This is a genomic window from Leifsonia sp. NPDC014704, from assembly GCF_043083605.1.
GTDB lineage: Bacteria > Actinomycetota > Actinomycetes > Actinomycetales > Microbacteriaceae > Leifsonia.
This window is the reverse complement of the sequence record NZ_JBIBYW010000001.1, coordinates 1,490,374-1,506,881: the sequence shown is the minus strand read 5'-3', so window position 1 is coordinate 1,506,881 and position 16,508 is coordinate 1,490,374. Positions and strand designations below refer to the sequence as shown.

Below are 16,508 nucleotides of genomic sequence, written 5' to 3'. Positions count from 1 at the left end.
TTCAGACGGCGCGTAAGGCGCGCCGGGGGAAAGGATCCTCTTCCGTGACTGATGTCGAACTCCACGCCGGGGGCGTGGACACCAGCGACCTGACCGGCCTCAAGGTGGCAGAGCTGCAAGCTCTCGCCGCCGGGCTCGGGCTCCAGGGCGCAACCCGGCTCCGCAAGGGCGAGCTGGTCGAGGCGATCGCCGCCGCGCGCGCGGCCTCCGCTCCGGCCGACGCCCTCGAGCTTCCCGAGACCGAGGAGCCGGCCGCCGAGCCGGCCGCCGCCTCCCAGGTGCTCACCGAGCCGCTCATCGCTGAGCCGCTCATCGCCGAGCCCGCAGGGGCCGAGCGCGTCGAGCCCACCGTCGGTGACCCCGTGCTCCCGCAGGCAGACGCCTCCGCCGAGCAGACCGGCGGACGCCGCCGCGGCTCGCGCCGCGTGTCCAGCCCGGACGGCACGGGCATCGCCGGTGCCGCCGCCGGTTCCGGCGTCGCCGCCGGATCGCACGTCAACTCCGGCGCCACCGGCGTCGAGTCGCTCATCCCCGATGTGGATGCGCTCCTCGACTCGGCTCTCGCCTCCCGCGAGCAGGCGCGCGGCCAGAACGGCCAGGGTGCGCAGGACGAGCAGGGCAACGGGCAGAACCAGGGCGGCGGACGCCGTCGCCGTGGTCGCGGCCAGGGCGGTCAGAACGGCGACCAGGGCGCCGAGCAGAACCGCGACGGCCAGCAGCGTGACGCGCAGCAGCGTGACGCGCAGCAGGCGGAGCAGGGCCAGCAGGCCGACGCGCAGCAGGCCGACCAGCAGGGCGAGCAGGGCGACAACGCCGGCGAGCAGCAGGGCCAGGGCCGCAACCGCCGCAACCGCAACCGCAACAAGAACAACGGCCAGCAGAACGAGCAGGGCCAGGCGCAGGGCCAGAACCAGCCGAAGGACCTGCAGCAGGGCGGCCAGCAGGGCGACGGCCAGCAGAACCGCGGCCAGAACGCCCAGCAGCAGCTCGAGGGCGACCGCGGCCGCTACCGCGACCGCAACCGCAAGCGCCGCGGCGGCGCCCCGGGTGACGAGTTCGAGCCGGAGCTGTCCGACGACGACGTGCTCATCCCCGTCGCCGGCATCCTCGACGTGCTCGACAACTACGCGTTCGTGCGGACGACCGGGTATCTCCCGGGCGCCAGCGACGTGTACGTCTCGCTCGGCCAGGTCAAGAAGTACAACCTCCGCAAGGGCGACGCCGTCGTCGGCGCGATCCGTCAGCCGCGCGATGGCGAGAACAACAGCCGTCAGAAGTACAACGCGCTGGTGAAGGTCGACTCGATCAACGGGCAGACCCCGGACGAGGCCGCGACCCGCGTCGAGTTCGGCAAGCTGACCCCGCTGTACCCGCAGGAGCGCCTGCGCCTGGAGACCGAGCCCAGCAAGGTCACCCAGCGGATCATCGACCTGGTCGCCCCGATCGGAAAGGGCCAGCGCGGTCTCATCGTCGCCCCGCCCAAGGCCGGCAAGACCATCGTGATGCAGCAGATCGCCAACGCGATCACCGCCAACAACCCTGAGGTCCACCTCATGGTCGTGCTGGTGGACGAGCGTCCGGAAGAGGTCACCGACATGCAGCGCACGGTGAAGGGCGAGGTCATCGCCTCGACCTTCGACCGTCCGGCGGAGGACCACACCACGGTCGCCGAGCTCGCCATCGAGCGTGCGAAGCGCCTCGTCGAGCTCGGCCACGACGTCGTCGTGCTGCTCGACTCGATCACCCGCCTCGGCCGCGCGTACAACCTGACCGCGCCGGCCTCCGGCCGCATCCTCTCCGGTGGTGTCGACGCCTCGGCGCTGTACCCGCCGAAGCGGTTCTTCGGCGCCGCGCGCAACATCGAGCACGGCGGTTCGCTCACCATCCTCGCCTCGGCGCTGGTGGAGACCGGCTCCAAGATGGACGAGGTCATCTTCGAGGAGTTCAAGGGCACCGGAAACATGGAGCTCCGCCTGTCGCGCCAGCTGGCCGACAAGCGCATCTTCCCGGCCGTCGACGTGAACGCCTCCGGCACCCGCCGCGAGGAGATGCTCATGGGCCAGGACGAGGTCAAGATCACCTGGAAGCTGCGCCGCGCCCTCGCCGGGCTCGACCAGCAGCAGGCCCTCGAGATCGTCCTCGGCCGGCTGAAGGAGACCTCGAGCAACGTCGAGTTCCTGATGCAGGTGCAGAAGTCGATGCCGGCGCCGACCAACGGTCACGGCAACGCGCACTCGCACGGCCACGAGAACGACCACCGCTAGCTGCGATCAGCGCCCGCCCGCCGTGCCACCGTGCACGGCGGGCGGGCGCTTCGTCGTTCCCCGGCCGCATCCCCGCAGAAAGAAGACCCCATGTTCGAATCGGTGAACAGCCTCATCGCCGAGCACGACGACCTCCAGCAGCAGCTCTCCGACCCGGAGCTGCACAGCGACCCGGTCCGCTCGAAGCGCGTCAACCGGCGCTACGCCGAGCTGAGCCGCATCGTCGCCGCGTACAACGAGTGGAAGCAGCTCTCCGACGACCTCGACGCCGCCCGTGAACTGGCGACGGAGGACGCGGCCTTCGCCGAGGAGGTCCCCGGTCTCGAGCAGAGCGTGGCGGACTCGGCGGAGAAGCTGCGCCGCCTCCTCATCCCGCGCGACCCCAACGACAGCCGCGACGTGATCATGGAGATCAAGATGGGGGAGGGCGGCGCCGAGTCCGCTCTCTTCGCCGGCGACCTGCTGCGCATGTATTTGCACTACGCCGACTCCAAGCGGTGGAAGGCCGAGATCATCGAGCAGACCTCCAGCGACCTCGGCGGCATCAAGGATGTCCAGGTCGCCTTCAAGGGCAACTCCACCGATCCCGCCGAGGGCGTCTGGGCGCACTTGAAGTACGAAGGCGGCGTCCACCGCGTCCAGCGCGTGCCGGCGACCGAGTCGCAGGGCCGCATCCACACCTCCGCCGCCGGCGTTCTCGTCTTCCCGGAGGTGGATGAGCCGGAGGAGGTCGAGATCAACCCGAACGACCTCAAGATCGATGTGTTCCGGTCGTCCGGCCCCGGCGGTCAGTCGGTCAACACGACGGACTCGGCCGTGCGGATCACGCACGTGCCGACCGGCATCGTCGTCTCCATGCAGAACGAGAAGAGCCAGCTGCAGAACCGTGAGGCCGCGATGCGGGTGCTGCGCGCCCGGCTGCTCGCGCGCCAGCAGGAGGAGGCGGACGCCGAGGCGGCCGAGTTCCGCAAGGGCCAGATCCGCACGATGGACCGCTCCGAGCGCATCCGCACGTACAACTTCCCGGAGAACCGGATCGCGGACCATCGCACCGGCTACAAGGCCTACAACCTCGACGCCGTCATGAACGGCGCCCTCGACCCCGTCATCGAGTCGAACATCCAGGCCGACGAAGAATCCCGCCTAGCCGACCTAGCCACCGACTAACCCCCTATTCCCGGTTCCCAGCCAACAGCTCCTGAGTTTTTCGGCCCGACACGCGGTCGGAGGGCGGAAAAACTCAGGAGCTGTTGGCTTAGCGGTCAGCGGAGGGCCGTCGTGGCGCGGTCGCGGGTCGTGAGGTCGCGGTGGGTGGCGGCGGCGCGCCAGCCGTCGGCGGTCAGGAGGTCGCGGATCGCGGCGCCCTGCAACTCGCCGTGCTCGAGCACGAGGGTGCCGCCCGGGTGGAGCAGACGCTGGGCGACCCGGGAGATCGTGCGCACCACATCCAACCCGTCCGGCCCGCCGTAGAGCGCGGCGTGCGGATCGTGCAGCCGGACCTCGGGGTCGCGCGGGATGGCATCGTCCGGCACGTACGGCGGGTTCGAGATGACCACATCGACCGTCCCGTCGAGCTGCGGGAGCGCGTCGGCGAGGTCGATGAACACCGGCGTCAGGTTCGTGGCACCGACCTCGTCGATGTTCCTGCGCGCCCAGATGAACGCCTCCGGCGAGTTCTCGACCGCGTACACGCGTGCGTGCGGCACCTCGGTCGCGAGGGCCAGCGCGATCGCGCCGCTCCCGGTGCCGAGGTCGACCGCGACGGGCTCGGGCGAGGGGACGGCGCGGAGCGCGTCGATCGCGAACTGCGCCACCTGCTCCGTCTCGGGCCGCGGCACGAAGACACCCGGTCCGACGTTCAGCTCGAGCGAGCGGAACGGGGCGCGGCCCGTGATGTGCTGCAGCGGCTCGCGGGCCGCCCGGCGTTCGACGAGGGATCGCAGCCTCTCGGCGTCGTCGGGAGAGAGCTCCGCATCCATCACGACGAGCGCCTGGACGCGGCCGCGGCCGGCTCCGAGAACGTGGCCGATGAGGAGTTCGGCGTCGACCTCCGGGTCGGGGACGCCCGCGCGCGCCAGCGCCGCCACGGCATCCTCCCGCGCGGATCGGACGGAGACGGCGCCGGAGGACGCGGCGGAGGATGCGCCAGGAGCAGGGGTGGTGGGGGTCATCGCCAGAAGAGCCTAGCGGCTGGGGCACGCCGTCTAGAGTGGAGACGCGATCACGCATCCCCCTGTCGTCATCCACCGTACGAGAGCACGAGGAACAGGCCCATGTCAGGTCACATCTACGAGAACGTCACCGAGGCCGTCGGCCGCACGCCGCTCGTCCGCCTCAACCGGCTGACCGAGGGCGTCGACGCGACGATTCTCGGCAAGCTCGAGTTCTACAACCCGGCCGGCAGCGTCAAGGACCGCATCGGCGTCGCGATCGTCGATGCCGCGGAGAAGGCCGGGGTGCTGACGCCCGGTGGCACCATCGTCGAGGCCACCAGCGGCAACACCGGCATCGCGCTCGCCATGGTCGGTGCGGCGCGAGGCTACAAGGTCGTCCTCGCGATGCCCGAGACCATGAGCAAGGAGCGCCGGGTGCTGCTGCGGGCGTTCGGCGCCGAGATCGTGCTCACCCCGGGCCCCGACGGGATGCGCGGAGCGGTCGAGACGGCGCAGGACATCGTCGCGAAGACCGAGAACGCCATCTGGGCTCGGCAGTTCGCCAACGAGGCCAACCCGGCCATCCACCGCGCCACCACCGCCGAGGAGATCTGGGAGGACACCGACGGCGAGGTCGACATCTTCGTCGCGGGCGTCGGCACCGGCGGCACGATCACGGGCGTCGGCCAGGTGCTCAAGGAGCGCAAGCCCGGCGTGAAGGTGGTCGCCGTCGAGCCGCTCGACTCGCCCATCCTGAACGGCGGGAAGCCCGGACCGCACAAGATCCAGGGGATGGGCGCGAACTTCGTGCCCGAGATCCTCGACACCACGGTCTACGACGAAGTCGTCGACGTCTCGTTCGACGACGCGCTGGACATCGCGAAGCGGCTCGCCAGCGAGGAGGGCATCCTCGCCGGCATCTCGTCGGGAGCCATCATCTGGGCGGCGCTGCAGCTCGCCAAGCGTCCCGAGAATGCGGGCAAGACCATCGTCGCGATCGTGTGCGACACCGGCGAGCGGTACATCTCCACGCCGCTCTGGGCCGATCTGCTGGACTGAACGGGGTGCCGATCTTCCGAGCGCGCGAGGACATCCGCAACGCGCGCAGGCACGACCCTGCGGCCCGTAACGGGTTCGAGGTCGCCACGGCGTACTCCGGCCTGCACGCCGTGTGGTCGTACCGCGTCGCCCACCGGTTGTGGCGGTCCGGCCTCCGGACGCCCGCGCGGCTGCTGTCGCAGTTCACCCGTTTCCTGACGGGGATCGAGATCCACCCGGGCGCGCACATCGGTCGCCGCTTCTTCATCGACCACGGGATGGGCGTCGTCATCGGCGAGACGACGTGGATCGGCGACGACGTCATGCTCTATCACGGCGTCACGCTGGGCGGCCGGGGGAGCGGGCACGGCAAACGGCATCCCACGGTGGAGGACGGCGTGATCGTCGGCGCCGGTGCGAAGGTGCTCGGCGCGATCACGATCGGGGCGCGCTCGGTGATCGGCGCGAACGCGGTGGTGACGCGGGATGCGCCGGCCGACTCGCTGCTCGTCGGCGTGCCCGCGCATCCCCGTCCCCGCTCCGGCCACGAGCAGATCGCCGGCGACGACTGGATCGACCCCGCCATCTACATCTGACCCACCCCGTCCCGTCCCCCTCCGCCGCCGTCGAGTCCGCAGACTTCGCACGCTCGCGCCGCGTCTCGCGTGCACAGTTTGCGGACTCGACGGTGGGGACGGGAGGACGCGAGGGATGGGGTCAGCGGGCGGCGCGCTCGCGGGCGCGGGCGATCGCCTCGCGCTCGTGCTTGCGGGCCTCACGCAGGCGCGACTCGGCCTCGCGGCGCGCCTTCGCCGCCTCGCGAACTGCCTTGTCACGGGGGATCGGCTCCGGTCGCTCCTCGTAGGGGGTCACCGGCTCGCCGCTCCGCCGCGCGGCGACGTAGGTCTCGATGCCGTCGAGGATCCGCTCCAGGCCGAACGCGAAGTCGTCCTGGTCGTCCGCTCCGTCCGAGTCCGCGTAAGCACCGGATGACACGAGCGGCGCCAGGTCGGGGAAGCGCTCGGGCGTCACCAGCTCGGCGAGCGCTGCGGTGAACGCCTCGCCGTGGGCGGGTGGCGCGTCCGCGGAGCGCGAGCGGCTCACATCCCGCTCGACGATGGCGACCGCTCGCGCGTAGGACGACAGCAGCAGCGCCGTCGACATCTTCTCGGCGTCCGTGAGGGGCAGGCCGCGCATCTCGCGGAGCCCCCAGTCGAGCACGGCCAGGTTGTTCGGCATCAACGGGATGCCGTTGATCGGGATGTCGGGGAACCATGGGTGTGCCTGGATCACCTCGATGCTCGCCATGGCCCACCGCCGCAGCCCGGCGCGCCAGTCGTGTGGTGAGCCGTCCTCCCGAGCGGCGTCGCCCCGGCGCCCGAGTTCGTCGTCGGGCGGGATGGGGATGGCGCAGACCGCATCCTGCATCAGCGCGAGCACGTCGTCCTTGCTGGTCACGTAGCGGTAGAGCGACATCGTCGTGAAGCCGAGGTCGCCCGCGATGCGGCTCATGGAGACGGCGCCGAGGCCGTCGGCGTCCGCGATCTCGATGGCCGTGTCGATGATGCGCTCGATACTCAGCTCGCGCTTGGGTCCGCGCTGGGGATGCTCCGCGACGCCCCAGCTCAGCGCGACGGCACGGGGGAGGACGTTCTCGACGTCGTCGGCCATGGTCCCGCCCTTCTGCTCCCGCATCCCCGATCTTCGCGATCCGGTGTTGACACTCATCCTAGGACTGTGTATCACTTAAACAGCTGTTTACGGCATAAACAGTTTAGACAGCACACAGAAGGGAAAGTCCGATGAATGGAACCGCGATCGAGGTGATCGGCCTCCGTAAGTCCTTCGGGGAGCAGACGGTCCTCGACGGCATCGACCTGCGAGTGCGGTCGGGAGGCGTCTTCGCGCTGCTCGGACCGAACGGTGCGGGCAAGACGACGCTGATCACCATCCTGTCGACCCTGGTCCGGCCGGACGCGGGAAGCGTCACGGTCGCCGGCCATGACGTAACCGCCGAGCCGGAGGAAGTACGGCGCGCCATCAGCGTGACAGGCCAGTCCGCGGCAGTCGACGGCGTGCTCACGGGGGAGGAGAACCTGCGGATGATGGCACGGCTCTCCGGCTTCACCGCCGCCGAGTCGCGCCGCAGGGCGAGCGAGCTGATCGACGCGTTCGATCTGGCCGCGGCGGCACGCAAGCGCGTCAAGACCTACTCCGGCGGGATGCGACGGCGCCTCGACCTGGCGCTCAGCCTGGTGGCGACGCCGCCGGTCATCTTCCTCGACGAGCCGACGACCGGCCTCGACACCCGCAGCAGGCAGGCGCTGTGGGACATCATCCAGGACCTGGCACGGCGCGGAACCACCATCCTGCTCACCACGCAGTACCTCGAGGAGGCCGACCAACTGGCCGACCGGATCGCGGTTCTCGACCACGGCACGATCGTGGCCGAGGGCACCGCTACCGAGCTGAAGGCGCGGGTCGGCGGCGAGGTCGTCGAGCTCCGAGACGCGCACGGGGAGATCGTGCGCGAGGTGCCGACCGACGGGAGCGTCGAGGCTCTTCGCGACGCCATCGACACGCTCGACGGCCTCCGCGTTCCCGGAGCCTCCATCGGCATCCGCAAGCCGTCGCTCGACGACGCTTTCCTCGCCCTGACCGGGCAGTCCGTCCAGAACGTCCCCCAGAACACCTCGACCGAGAAGGAGGTCGTCCGATGACCGCTCTCACCGTCCCCGTCCGCGCGGCGCGGCGGGTTTCGCCCCTCACGAGCACCCTCGTCTTCGTGGGCCGCAGCGTCCGTCACTCGCTCCGCGATGTGGACGCGCTCACCATGGCCATCGCGCTTCCGGTGATCCTCATGCTGTTGTTCACGTTCGTGTTCGGCGGCGCGATCGACCGCTCGGGGGACTACGTCCAGTACGTGGTGCCCGGCATCATCCTGCTGTGCGCGGGCTTCGGGGCTTCGAGCACCGCGGTGGATGTGGCCAACGACATGAGCGACGGCATCGTCGACCGCTTCCGGACCATGCCGCTGCGGTCCCGGGGCGTCGTGACCGGCCACGTTGTGGCGAGCCTGCTGCGCAACCTGGTCGCGACCGGCGTCGTCATCGGCGTCGCGCTGCTGCTGGGCTTCCGGCCGACCGCCGATGTGGCGCAGTGGATCGGCGCGCTCGCGATCGTCGCCCTCTTCATCCTCGCGATCACCTGGTTGTTCGCCGCCATCGGCCTGGCGGCGAAGAGCCCGACCGCGGCCAGCGGCTACGGCTTCGCCGTGCTCTTCCTGCCGTACCTGTCGAGCGCATTCGTGCCGACGGACACGATGCCGGACTGGCTGCGGTGGGTGGCCGTGAACCAGCCGATCACCCCGATCATCGAGACGATCCGCGCGCTGCTTTTCGGCCGCGACCCCGGCTCGGACCTGTGGTGGGCGCTCGGCTGGTGCGCCCTCATCGTCGCGGCGGCCTATGTCTGGGCCGCCTGGCTCTTCCGCCGCTCCGCCGGCCGCCGCTGACCCCCACTCCCTTCCTCTCAAACCAACAGCTCCTGAGTTTTTCCGCCCGACACGCCGTGCGCGGGGCGAAAAACTCAGGAGTTGTTGGCTTGGGGGAGGACGGGAGCGGGTCAGCGGGCGGCGAAGGCGTGGAGGGCGTCGAGCATGCCGTCGGTGTCGAAGGTGCCGTCCTCGCGTTTGGCGAAGTGGTACGCGTGCATCCCGCATTCGCGGGCGCCCTCCACGTTGGCGATCGAGTCGTCGAAGAGGATGGCGTCCTCCGGCCGCACCCCGAACCGCCCGAGCGCCCTGGTGTAGATCCTGCGCTCGGGCTTCCGTGCGCCGAGCACGGCCGAGACCAGGTCGTTGTCCTGCAGCACGTCGACGATCTCGGGCGTCAGCACCGGCAGCGAGTCCTTGAACGGGATGGGGTTGTTCGACAGCAGCGACACCGTCCCCAGCGTCGCGGCCTCGTGCAGCGCCGCGATGGCGCCGGGGATGGGCGTCATGGCCGCTTTCCGCGCCTCCTGCCACTGCGCGAGCGTCAGCCGGGCGCCGGTCACCTCGGCGAACGCCTCCAGGTACTCCTCGCTCGTGGCGTACTCGCCGATCTCGGCCGCACGCTCGTGTCCACCCGCCCACCAGCTGGATGCGAGCCGGTACTGGCTCACGCCTCCCAGCTCCGCGAGCTTGGGCAGCCGCTTGTGGAAGTCGTAGTCGTAGAGCGTCTTGTCGCAGTCGAAGAAGTAGACATCCATCCCCTCCAGTATCGTCCTCCCAGTCTGGGCTTCCGCGCCCCGGCTATCATTGAGCCGTCATGGCCTCCATCTACGACTGCTCCGTCGACTCCGAGCTGCTCACCGGCATGCGCCTCGCACGGGCCGCGATCGGGCGCGGCGAACTCGTCGTCATCCCCACCGACACGGTGTACGGGGTGGCAGCGGACGCCTTCAGCCCCGCCGCCGTGCAGCGCCTGCTCGACGCGAAGGGACGCGGCCGCCAGTCGCCGCCGCCGGTGCTGGTCCCCGGCATCCCGACGCTCGCCGCCCTCGCCGAGCGGGTGCCGGACGAGGTGGATGCGCTGGTGAAGGCCTTCTGGCCCGGCGGCCTCACGATCGTCCTGCCCGCGTCGCCGTCGCTGGTCTGGGATCTCGGCGAGACGAAGGGCACGGTCGCCCTCCGCATGCCGAAGGACACGATCGCGCTCGAGCTGCTGTCCGAGACAGGTCCGCTCGCCGTGTCGTCCGCGAACCTCACCGGCCGCCCGGCCGCCCGGACCGCCGCCGAGGCCGAGGCCATGCTGGGCGACTCCATCTCCGTCTACCTCGATGGGGGAGAGGCCGGTTCCGACTACGAGCGCGTCGAGGGCAAGGACTCCTCGTCGACGATCGTGGATGCGACGGCTCTGGCCGCAGGTGTGGGCGGACTGCGCATCCTGCGTCACGGCGTCATCTCGGTCGATCAGCTGCGCGAGGTCGTCGGCGACGCCCTGGATGAGCCGGCGGCCGCTGCGGACGCCGCCCCGTGACCCTCCTCCTCGCCCTCGCACTGATCTCGGCCGTCATCACGTTCGGGATGTCGTTCGTCGTCTACAAGCTGGCGATGCGGTATCGCCTGTACCCGAAGATCCGGGCGCGCGACGTGCACACCCGGCCGACGCCCCGCCTCGGCGGCGTCGCGATGTTCCTCGGCATCCTGGTCGCCTTCGGCGTCTCGTGGCTGCTGTCGAGCCAGTTCGGCGTGCTGACGCTGATCTTCTCCGACCAGGGGCCGATCCTCGCGATCCTGGGGGCCTCCCTGCTCATCGTCGTGATCGGCGTCGCCGACGACATCTGGGATCTCGACTGGATGACGAAGCTGGCCGGGCAGTTCGTGGCCGCCGGCCTCGTCGCCTGGCTGGGCGTGCAGATCTATTCGCTGCCGATCGGCGGCCTCACCGTCGGCTCGCCGGTCATGTCGATCATCATCACGCTGTTCGCCATCGTGCTGGTGATGAACGCGATCAACTTCATCGACGGCCTGGACGGGCTGGTCGCGGGCGTCGCGCTGATCGCGAACGGCACGTTCCTCGTCTACACCTACCTCCTGCAGCGCGAGATCAGCCCGCAGAACTACTTCAGCCTCGCCGGCGTGATCGCCGCGATCCTGGTCGGCGCCTGCGCCGGGTTCCTGCCGCTCAACTGGCACCCCGCGAAGATGTTCATGGGGGATGCGGGAGCGCTGCTGATCGGGCTGCTCATGGCGACCTCGGCGATCTCGGTGACGGGGACGATCAACCCGCAGGACCTGCAGACTCTCGGGAAGTCGTCGCTGGTGCCGGCGTTCATCCCGATCATCCTGCCGTTCGCGGTGCTCATCATCCCGCTTCTCGACTTCGGTCTCGCCGTCATCCGCCGTCTGCGGGCCGGCAAGTCGCCGTTCAGCGCGGACCGCAAGCACCTGCACCACCGCCTCCTCGACATGGGCCACACGCACCTCCACGCGGTGCTCATCTTCTACGCGTGGACGGCCGTGCTGTCGATCGGCTGCCTGCTGTTCTTCTTCGACCCGTACTGGATGGCGATCGTTTTCGTCGCGATCGGGCTCGTCGTCTGCACGGCCTTCACTCTCGCTCCGCTGAGCCGCAGGAAAGCCAACGAGGCCGTCGCCGAGCTCGCGCCCGCCGGCAGCCGCGAGGCTGTGGAGACCGCCCGGTTCGACCAGCTCGACGCTGCGAGCGAGCGCACTCCCGCATCCCCGACCGCTCTGACCGAGGAGACCCGATGACCGACCAGCAGGACGGAGCCACCGCCCCGCGGCCGGCCCAGCCGCCCGCCCAGCCGACCTCGACGCCCGTGCTGAGGGACGTGCTGAAGTACGGCCTGATCCTGGCCGCGGTGATCGCCGTCGTGGGGATGCTGCTCGGCGGTCTGTTCGCCGGATGGGTGGGCGTCACGAGCGCGCTGATCGGCACCGCGATGGCGGCGGTGTTCCTGTCGATCACAGCGCTCAGCATCCTGATCGCCAACCGGTTCATCGGCACCGACCTGTTCGTCGGCCTGTTCTTCGGCATCGTGCTGGGCGGCTGGATCGTCAAGTTCGTGCTGTTCCTGGTGCTGGCGATCCTGCTGCGCGACCAGCCCTGGATCAACCCCGTCGTGCTCTTCCTCAGCCTCATCGCCGGCGTGATCGGATCGCTTGTGGTGGACATGATCGTGGTCTTCCGCTCCCGGGTGCCCTACGTCAGCGACGTGACGCTGCCGGGGGAGAAGCGCTGACCCGTATCCAATTCGTTATGGGCTGAAAACTCTTGTAGAGTTATGAGCGATCCCCCACCCCGTTCGCGCCCGAGAACCTCTGAGGTCGCGAGAAGTGCAGGGTGTCCCACCGTTCGTCGTCGCGAGAGCTGTTTCAGCTCGACGCCCCGAAACAGGAGATAGCGCTGTTAGCTAACGCTGTGAACCTGCTGGTCCAGGCCGCAAGCTCCGATGATGGAAGCTTCCAGGGTCCCTCGATCAACGAGTTCTTCCCCCCGACCCTGTTCACGATCGGTGACCTCGAGTTCAACCGCATCTTCGTGGTCCGCGCTCTCGCGACCATCGCGCTGATCCTCATCTTCTGGCTCGGTACCCGCCGGATGCGTCTCATCCCGGGCCGCTTCCAGTCGGTCGTCGAGATGGGTCTCGACTTCGTGCGCGTCAACATCGCGGAGGACCTGCTCGGCAAGAAGGACGGCCGCCGGTTCCTTCCGCTGCTGACCACCATCTTCTTCATGGTGCTGTTCTTCAACATCACCGGCATCATCCCGTTCCTCAACATCGCCGGCACCTCGGTCATCGCCGTGCCGCTGCTGCTCGCGATCGTCGCGTACATCGCCTTCATCTACGCGGGCGTCAAGAAGAGCCCGAAGAACTTCTTCAAGAACGCGCTCTTCCCGCCCGGCGTTCCGTGGTTCCTCTACATCATCGTGACGCCGATCGAGTTCGTCTCGACCTTCATCCTGCGTCCGATCACCCTGACGCTGCGGCTCCTGATGAACATGGTCGTCGGGCACCTGCTGCTCGTCCTGTTCTTCCTCGCCACGGAGTTCTTCTTCTTCACGGCGGGCGGCTGGTGGTCGCTGTTCGGCGTCGGCACCTTCGCCTTCGGCTTCGCTTTCACCGTCTTCGAGATCCTGGTCGCAGTCCTGCAGGCCTATGTCTTCGCACTGCTCACCGCTGTCTACATCCAGCTGGCAGTCGCCGAGGAACACTAAGAACGATCCGCGCACCCGCACGGATCGCCATCACGGAAGGAAACACACAACGTGGACATCGCTGCAATCAACGGCAACATCGCCACCGTCGGTTACGGCCTCGCGGCCATCGGCCCGGCCATCGGCGTGGGCATCGTCGTCGGCAAGACCATCGAGGGCGTCGCACGTCAGCCTGAGCTGGCCGGCCGCCTCCAGGTCCTGATGTACATCGGTATCGCATTCACCGAGGCGCTCGCGTTCATCGGTATCGCTACCTACTTCATCTTCCAGTAATCCTCTTTTCCCTCAGTAAGGAGGAACCATGCTCAAGAGTGTGGTGATCGCAGCCTCAGAGGGGTCGCACAACCCGCTGATCCCGGAGTGGCCGGACATCATCGGCGCGCTTCTCTGCTTCCTGATCATCCTGTTCTTCTTCTGGAAGCTCGTGCTTCCGCGCATGAAGAAGCTGCTGGATGAGCGCGCAGAGGCGATCGAGGGCAACATCGAGAAGGCCGACGAGGCGCAGCGCAAGGCCGAGGCCCTGCTGGAGGAGTACACCGCCCAGCTCGCCGAGGCGCGTGCGGAGGCGGGCAAGATCCGCGAGACCGCCCGTGCCGACGGTCAGAAGATCGTCGCGGAGGCCCGCGAGGCCGCCGCGACGGAGGCCGGACGCGTGACCGCGCAGGCGCAGGCGCAGCTCGAGGCGGAGCGCCAGACGGCGCTCGTCCAGCTGCGCAGCGAGGTGGGCTCGCTGGCGATCGACCTCGCGTCGACCGTCGTTCGCGAGGCCCTCGATGAGGACAAGCGCGCACAGGCGATCGTGGACCGCTTCCTGGCGGACCTCGAAGCCGACGAGAAGGCTCAGGCCGACCAGAAGGCAGGATCGGGCAACTGATGGGAAGCGCCACCAGAGAAGCATTGGCCCGGTCCGTCTCGGCTCTCGCCGACCTGGGGTCCAAGGCCGATCTGGCGACGGCTGAGGACCTGTTCCGCGCAGGGCGAGTCGTCGCCGACTCGGCCCAGCTCCGGGCGGTCCTCGGCGACCCGACGGTCTCGGCGGAGGGCAAGACGACGCTCGTGAAGCGCGTCTTCGCCTCGCTGTCGGCCCCGGCCGTCGAACTGCTCACCGTGATCGCCGCACAGCGCTGGTCGTCGCACGACGACCTGCTCGGCGCGATCGAGGAGCTGGGGATCCGCGCGATCGCCGGCTCCGCGCCGCGGGACGTCGACATCGTGGCCGAGCTGCTGACCTTCGGAGGCGCCGTGACCTCCGACGCGAGCCTCGAGCTCGCGCTGCGCAGCAAGCTCGCCTCGGCCGACTCGAAGGTCGCGCTCGTCGAGCGCCTGCTCGGCGGGCGGGCGTCGAAGGAGACGATCGCCATCGTGCGTCAGCTCGTGTCGCAGCCCCGCGGTCGCAGCGTCCGCGAGTCGCTCCGTGCCGCTGCTCGCATGGTGGCCGCCCAGTCCGGACAGACCATCGCGACGGTCTACGCCGCGTCAGCGCTCCCCGAGGCCCAGGCCGAGCGCCTGCGCACGGTGCTCAGCGCCTCCTACGGCGACCTCAGGATCAACCAGGTCGTCGACCCCTCGATCATCGGCGGATTGCGCGTACAGATCGGTGACGACGTCATCGATGGAAGCATCGCGTCGCGTCTGGCCGAACTCCGGCTTCAGCTGGCGGGCTGACCGCCTCAAGATAGGAATCACAATGGCAGACACACAGATCAGCCCCGACGACATCCGCGACGCGCTCAAGGACTTCGTCACCACATACGAGCCGGCGTCCGCACAGGCGACCGAGATCGGCCACGTCCTCGACGCCTCCGACGGCATCGCGCACGTCGAGGGCCTCCCGAGCGTGATGGCCAACGAGCTCATCCGTTTCGCCGACGGCACCCTGGGCCTCGCCCAGAACCTCGACGAGAACGAGGTCGGCGTCGTCGTGCTCGGCGAGTTCGACCACATCGTCGAGGGCATGGAGGTGACCCGCACCGGCGAGGTCCTCTCCGTCCCCGTCGGCGACGGCTACCTCGGCCGCGTCGTCGACCCGCTCGGCAACCCGATCGACGGTCTCGGCGAGATCGCCAGCGAGGGCCGCCGCGAGCTCGAGCTCCAGGCGCCCGGCGTCATGCAGCGCAAGTCGGTGCACGAGCCGCTGCAGACCGGCATCAAGGCCATCGACGCGATGATCCCGGTGGGCCGCGGACAGCGTCAGCTGATCATCGGCGACCGCCAGACCGGTAAGACGGCCATCGCGATCGACACGATCATCAACCAGAAGGCCAACTGGGAGTCGGGCGACGTCAACAAGCAGGTCCGTTGCATCTACGTCGCCATCGGCCAGAAGGGCTCGACCATCGCTTCGGTGAAGGGCGCGCTCGAGGACGCCGGCGCGATGGAGTACACCACCATCGTCGCGGCCCCCGCCTCCGACCCGGCCGGCTTCAAGTACCTCGCCCCCTACACCGGCTCGGCCATCGGCCAGCACTGGATGTACGGCGGCAAGCACGTCCTCATCGTCTTCGACGACCTGTCCAAGCAGGCCGAGGCGTACCGCGCCGTGTCGCTTCTGCTCCGTCGTCCGCCGGGACGCGAGGCCTACCCGGGTGACGTCTTCTACCTGCATTCCCGTCTGCTGGAGCGCTGCGCCAAGCTCTCCGACGAGCTGGGCGCCGGCTCGATGACCGGTCTGCCGATCATCGAGACCAAGGCGAACGACGTCTCGGCGTACATCCCGACCAACGTGATCTCGATCACCGACGGCCAGATCTTCCTGCAGTCCGACCTCTTCAACGCCAACCAGCGCCCTGCGGTCGACGTCGGCATCTCGGTCTCGCGAGTCGGTGGCGACGCGCAGGTCAAGTCCATCAAGAAGGTCTCCGGCACGCTCAAGCTCGAGCTGGCGCAGTACCGCTCGCTCGAGGCGTTCGCGATGTTCGCGTCCGACCTCGACGCGGCGAGCCGCCGTCAGCTGGCGCGCGGCGCCCGCCTCACCGAGCTGCTGAAGCAGCCGCAGTATTCGCCGTTCCCGGTGGAGGAGCAGGTCGTCTCGATCTGGGCCGGCACCAACGGCAAGCTGGACGAGGTCGCCGTCGAGGACGTCCTGCGCTTCGAGGCCGAGCTGCTCGACCACCTGCGCCGGAACACCGACATCCTCGACACGCTGCGCGACACCAACGTCCTCGACGACGACACGGTCGCGAAGCTCGACTCCGAGGTGGACACGTTCAAGCTCGAGTTCCAGACCGGTGAGGGCAAGCCGCTCGCCTCGGTCGGACGCGAGGAGTTCCAGGCCATCGACGAGGACGAGGTCGACCAGGAGCGCATCGTCAAGGCCCGGCGCTGAG

General features: G+C 69.1%; 17 protein-coding genes. 14 read left to right on the top strand and 3 right to left on the bottom strand.

What is annotated here, in order from left to right; genetic code table 11:
- The first annotated feature begins 44 nt into the window (after nucleotides 1-44).
- Both rho and prfA read left to right on the top strand, forming a co-directional pair.
- Nucleotides 45-2,264: a transcription termination factor Rho gene (gene rho / locus ACF1AJ_RS07350; protein ID WP_391506742.1), complete on the top strand. Its 2,220-nt coding sequence runs from the start codon at nucleotides 45-47 to the stop codon at nucleotides 2,262-2,264.
- Nucleotides 2,265-2,354: 90 nt separating this feature from the next.
- Nucleotides 2,355-3,431 (top strand): peptide chain release factor 1, encoded by a 1,077-nt coding sequence (gene prfA / locus ACF1AJ_RS07345; protein WP_391506741.1) that lies wholly within the window; start codon nucleotides 2,355-2,357, stop codon nucleotides 3,429-3,431.
- A gap of 95 nt (nucleotides 3,432-3,526) precedes the next feature.
- On the opposite strand, the gene prmC is transcribed toward prfA, so the two are convergent.
- Nucleotides 3,527-4,435, bottom strand: coding sequence for a peptide chain release factor N(5)-glutamine methyltransferase (gene prmC / locus ACF1AJ_RS07340; protein ID WP_391506740.1), 909 nt, complete (start codon nucleotides 4,433-4,435; stop codon nucleotides 3,527-3,529).
- A 102-nt stretch (nucleotides 4,436-4,537) separates the two neighbouring features.
- Here prmC and cysK point away from each other — a divergent pair, with 102 nt between their 5' ends.
- Both cysK and epsC read left to right on the top strand, forming a co-directional pair.
- Nucleotides 4,538-5,476 (top strand): cysteine synthase A, encoded by a 939-nt coding sequence (gene cysK / locus ACF1AJ_RS07335; RefSeq protein ID WP_391506739.1) that lies wholly within the window; start codon nucleotides 4,538-4,540, stop codon nucleotides 5,474-5,476.
- A 5-nt stretch (nucleotides 5,477-5,481) separates the two neighbouring features.
- A complete protein-coding gene (gene epsC, locus ACF1AJ_RS07330) occupies nucleotides 5,482-6,051 on the top strand; it encodes a serine O-acetyltransferase EpsC (RefSeq protein ID WP_391506738.1) in 570 nt (189 codons plus the stop codon).
- A 121-nt stretch (nucleotides 6,052-6,172) separates the two neighbouring features.
- Here the strand turns inward: epsC and ACF1AJ_RS07325 are convergent, their stop codons facing one another.
- Nucleotides 6,173-7,183 (bottom strand): TetR/AcrR family transcriptional regulator, encoded by a 1,011-nt coding sequence (locus tag ACF1AJ_RS07325; RefSeq protein ID WP_391506737.1) that lies wholly within the window; start codon nucleotides 7,181-7,183, stop codon nucleotides 6,173-6,175.
- 74 nt (nucleotides 7,184-7,257) lie between these two features.
- Between ACF1AJ_RS07325 and ACF1AJ_RS07320 the strand changes: the two genes are divergently transcribed.
- Complete coding sequence (locus ACF1AJ_RS07320; protein WP_391506736.1) at nucleotides 7,258-8,175, top strand: ATP-binding cassette domain-containing protein; 918 nt, start codon at nucleotides 7,258-7,260, stop codon at nucleotides 8,173-8,175.
- Complete coding sequence (locus ACF1AJ_RS07315) at nucleotides 8,172-8,969, top strand: ABC transporter permease (protein WP_391506735.1); 798 nt, start codon at nucleotides 8,172-8,174, stop codon at nucleotides 8,967-8,969. The genes ACF1AJ_RS07320 and ACF1AJ_RS07315 overlap by 4 nt, the downstream gene beginning before the upstream one ends.
- Before the next feature lie 110 nt (nucleotides 8,970-9,079).
- Here the strand turns inward: ACF1AJ_RS07315 and ACF1AJ_RS07310 are convergent, their stop codons facing one another.
- Nucleotides 9,080-9,706 carry an HAD family phosphatase gene (locus ACF1AJ_RS07310; protein WP_018190343.1) on the bottom strand — a complete coding sequence of 209 codons (627 nt, stop codon included), beginning with the start codon at nucleotides 9,704-9,706 and terminating at the stop codon, nucleotides 9,080-9,082.
- A 59-nt stretch (nucleotides 9,707-9,765) separates the two neighbouring features.
- On the opposite strand from ACF1AJ_RS07310, the gene ACF1AJ_RS07305 reads away from it, so the two are divergent.
- The 8 genes from ACF1AJ_RS07305 (at nucleotide 9,766) to atpA (ending at nucleotide 16,507) form a co-directional block, all read left to right on the top strand.
- Nucleotides 9,766-10,476: an L-threonylcarbamoyladenylate synthase gene (locus tag ACF1AJ_RS07305; RefSeq protein ID WP_018190344.1), complete on the top strand. Its 711-nt coding sequence runs from the start codon at nucleotides 9,766-9,768 to the stop codon at nucleotides 10,474-10,476.
- On the top strand, nucleotides 10,473-11,714 hold the full coding sequence (locus ACF1AJ_RS07300) for an MraY family glycosyltransferase (protein WP_391506734.1): 1,242 nt from the start codon (nucleotides 10,473-10,475) through the stop codon (nucleotides 11,712-11,714). The genes ACF1AJ_RS07305 and ACF1AJ_RS07300 overlap by 4 nt, the downstream gene beginning before the upstream one ends.
- Complete coding sequence (locus ACF1AJ_RS07295; RefSeq protein WP_309857896.1) at nucleotides 11,711-12,205, top strand: hypothetical protein; 495 nt, start codon at nucleotides 11,711-11,713, stop codon at nucleotides 12,203-12,205. The genes ACF1AJ_RS07300 and ACF1AJ_RS07295 overlap by 4 nt, the downstream gene beginning before the upstream one ends.
- A gap of 179 nt (nucleotides 12,206-12,384) precedes the next feature.
- Nucleotides 12,385-13,182, top strand: a complete 798-nt coding sequence (gene atpB, locus ACF1AJ_RS07290; protein ID WP_018190347.1) for a F0F1 ATP synthase subunit A — start codon at nucleotides 12,385-12,387, stop codon at nucleotides 13,180-13,182.
- A gap of 51 nt (nucleotides 13,183-13,233) precedes the next feature.
- Nucleotides 13,234-13,455, top strand: a complete 222-nt coding sequence (gene atpE / locus ACF1AJ_RS07285) for an ATP synthase F0 subunit C (RefSeq protein ID WP_018190348.1) — start codon at nucleotides 13,234-13,236, stop codon at nucleotides 13,453-13,455.
- A gap of 28 nt (nucleotides 13,456-13,483) precedes the next feature.
- Nucleotides 13,484-14,056: a F0F1 ATP synthase subunit B gene (locus tag ACF1AJ_RS07280; RefSeq protein WP_391506733.1), complete on the top strand. Its 573-nt coding sequence runs from the start codon at nucleotides 13,484-13,486 to the stop codon at nucleotides 14,054-14,056.
- Nucleotides 14,056-14,847 carry a F0F1 ATP synthase subunit delta gene (locus tag ACF1AJ_RS07275; RefSeq protein WP_391506732.1) on the top strand — a complete coding sequence of 264 codons (792 nt, stop codon included), beginning with the start codon at nucleotides 14,056-14,058 and terminating at the stop codon, nucleotides 14,845-14,847. The genes ACF1AJ_RS07280 and ACF1AJ_RS07275 overlap by 1 nt, the downstream gene beginning before the upstream one ends.
- 22 nt (nucleotides 14,848-14,869) lie before the next feature.
- Complete coding sequence (atpA, locus tag ACF1AJ_RS07270) at nucleotides 14,870-16,507, top strand: F0F1 ATP synthase subunit alpha (protein ID WP_391506731.1); 1,638 nt, start codon at nucleotides 14,870-14,872, stop codon at nucleotides 16,505-16,507.
- Nucleotide 16,508: the final 1 nt, after the last annotated feature.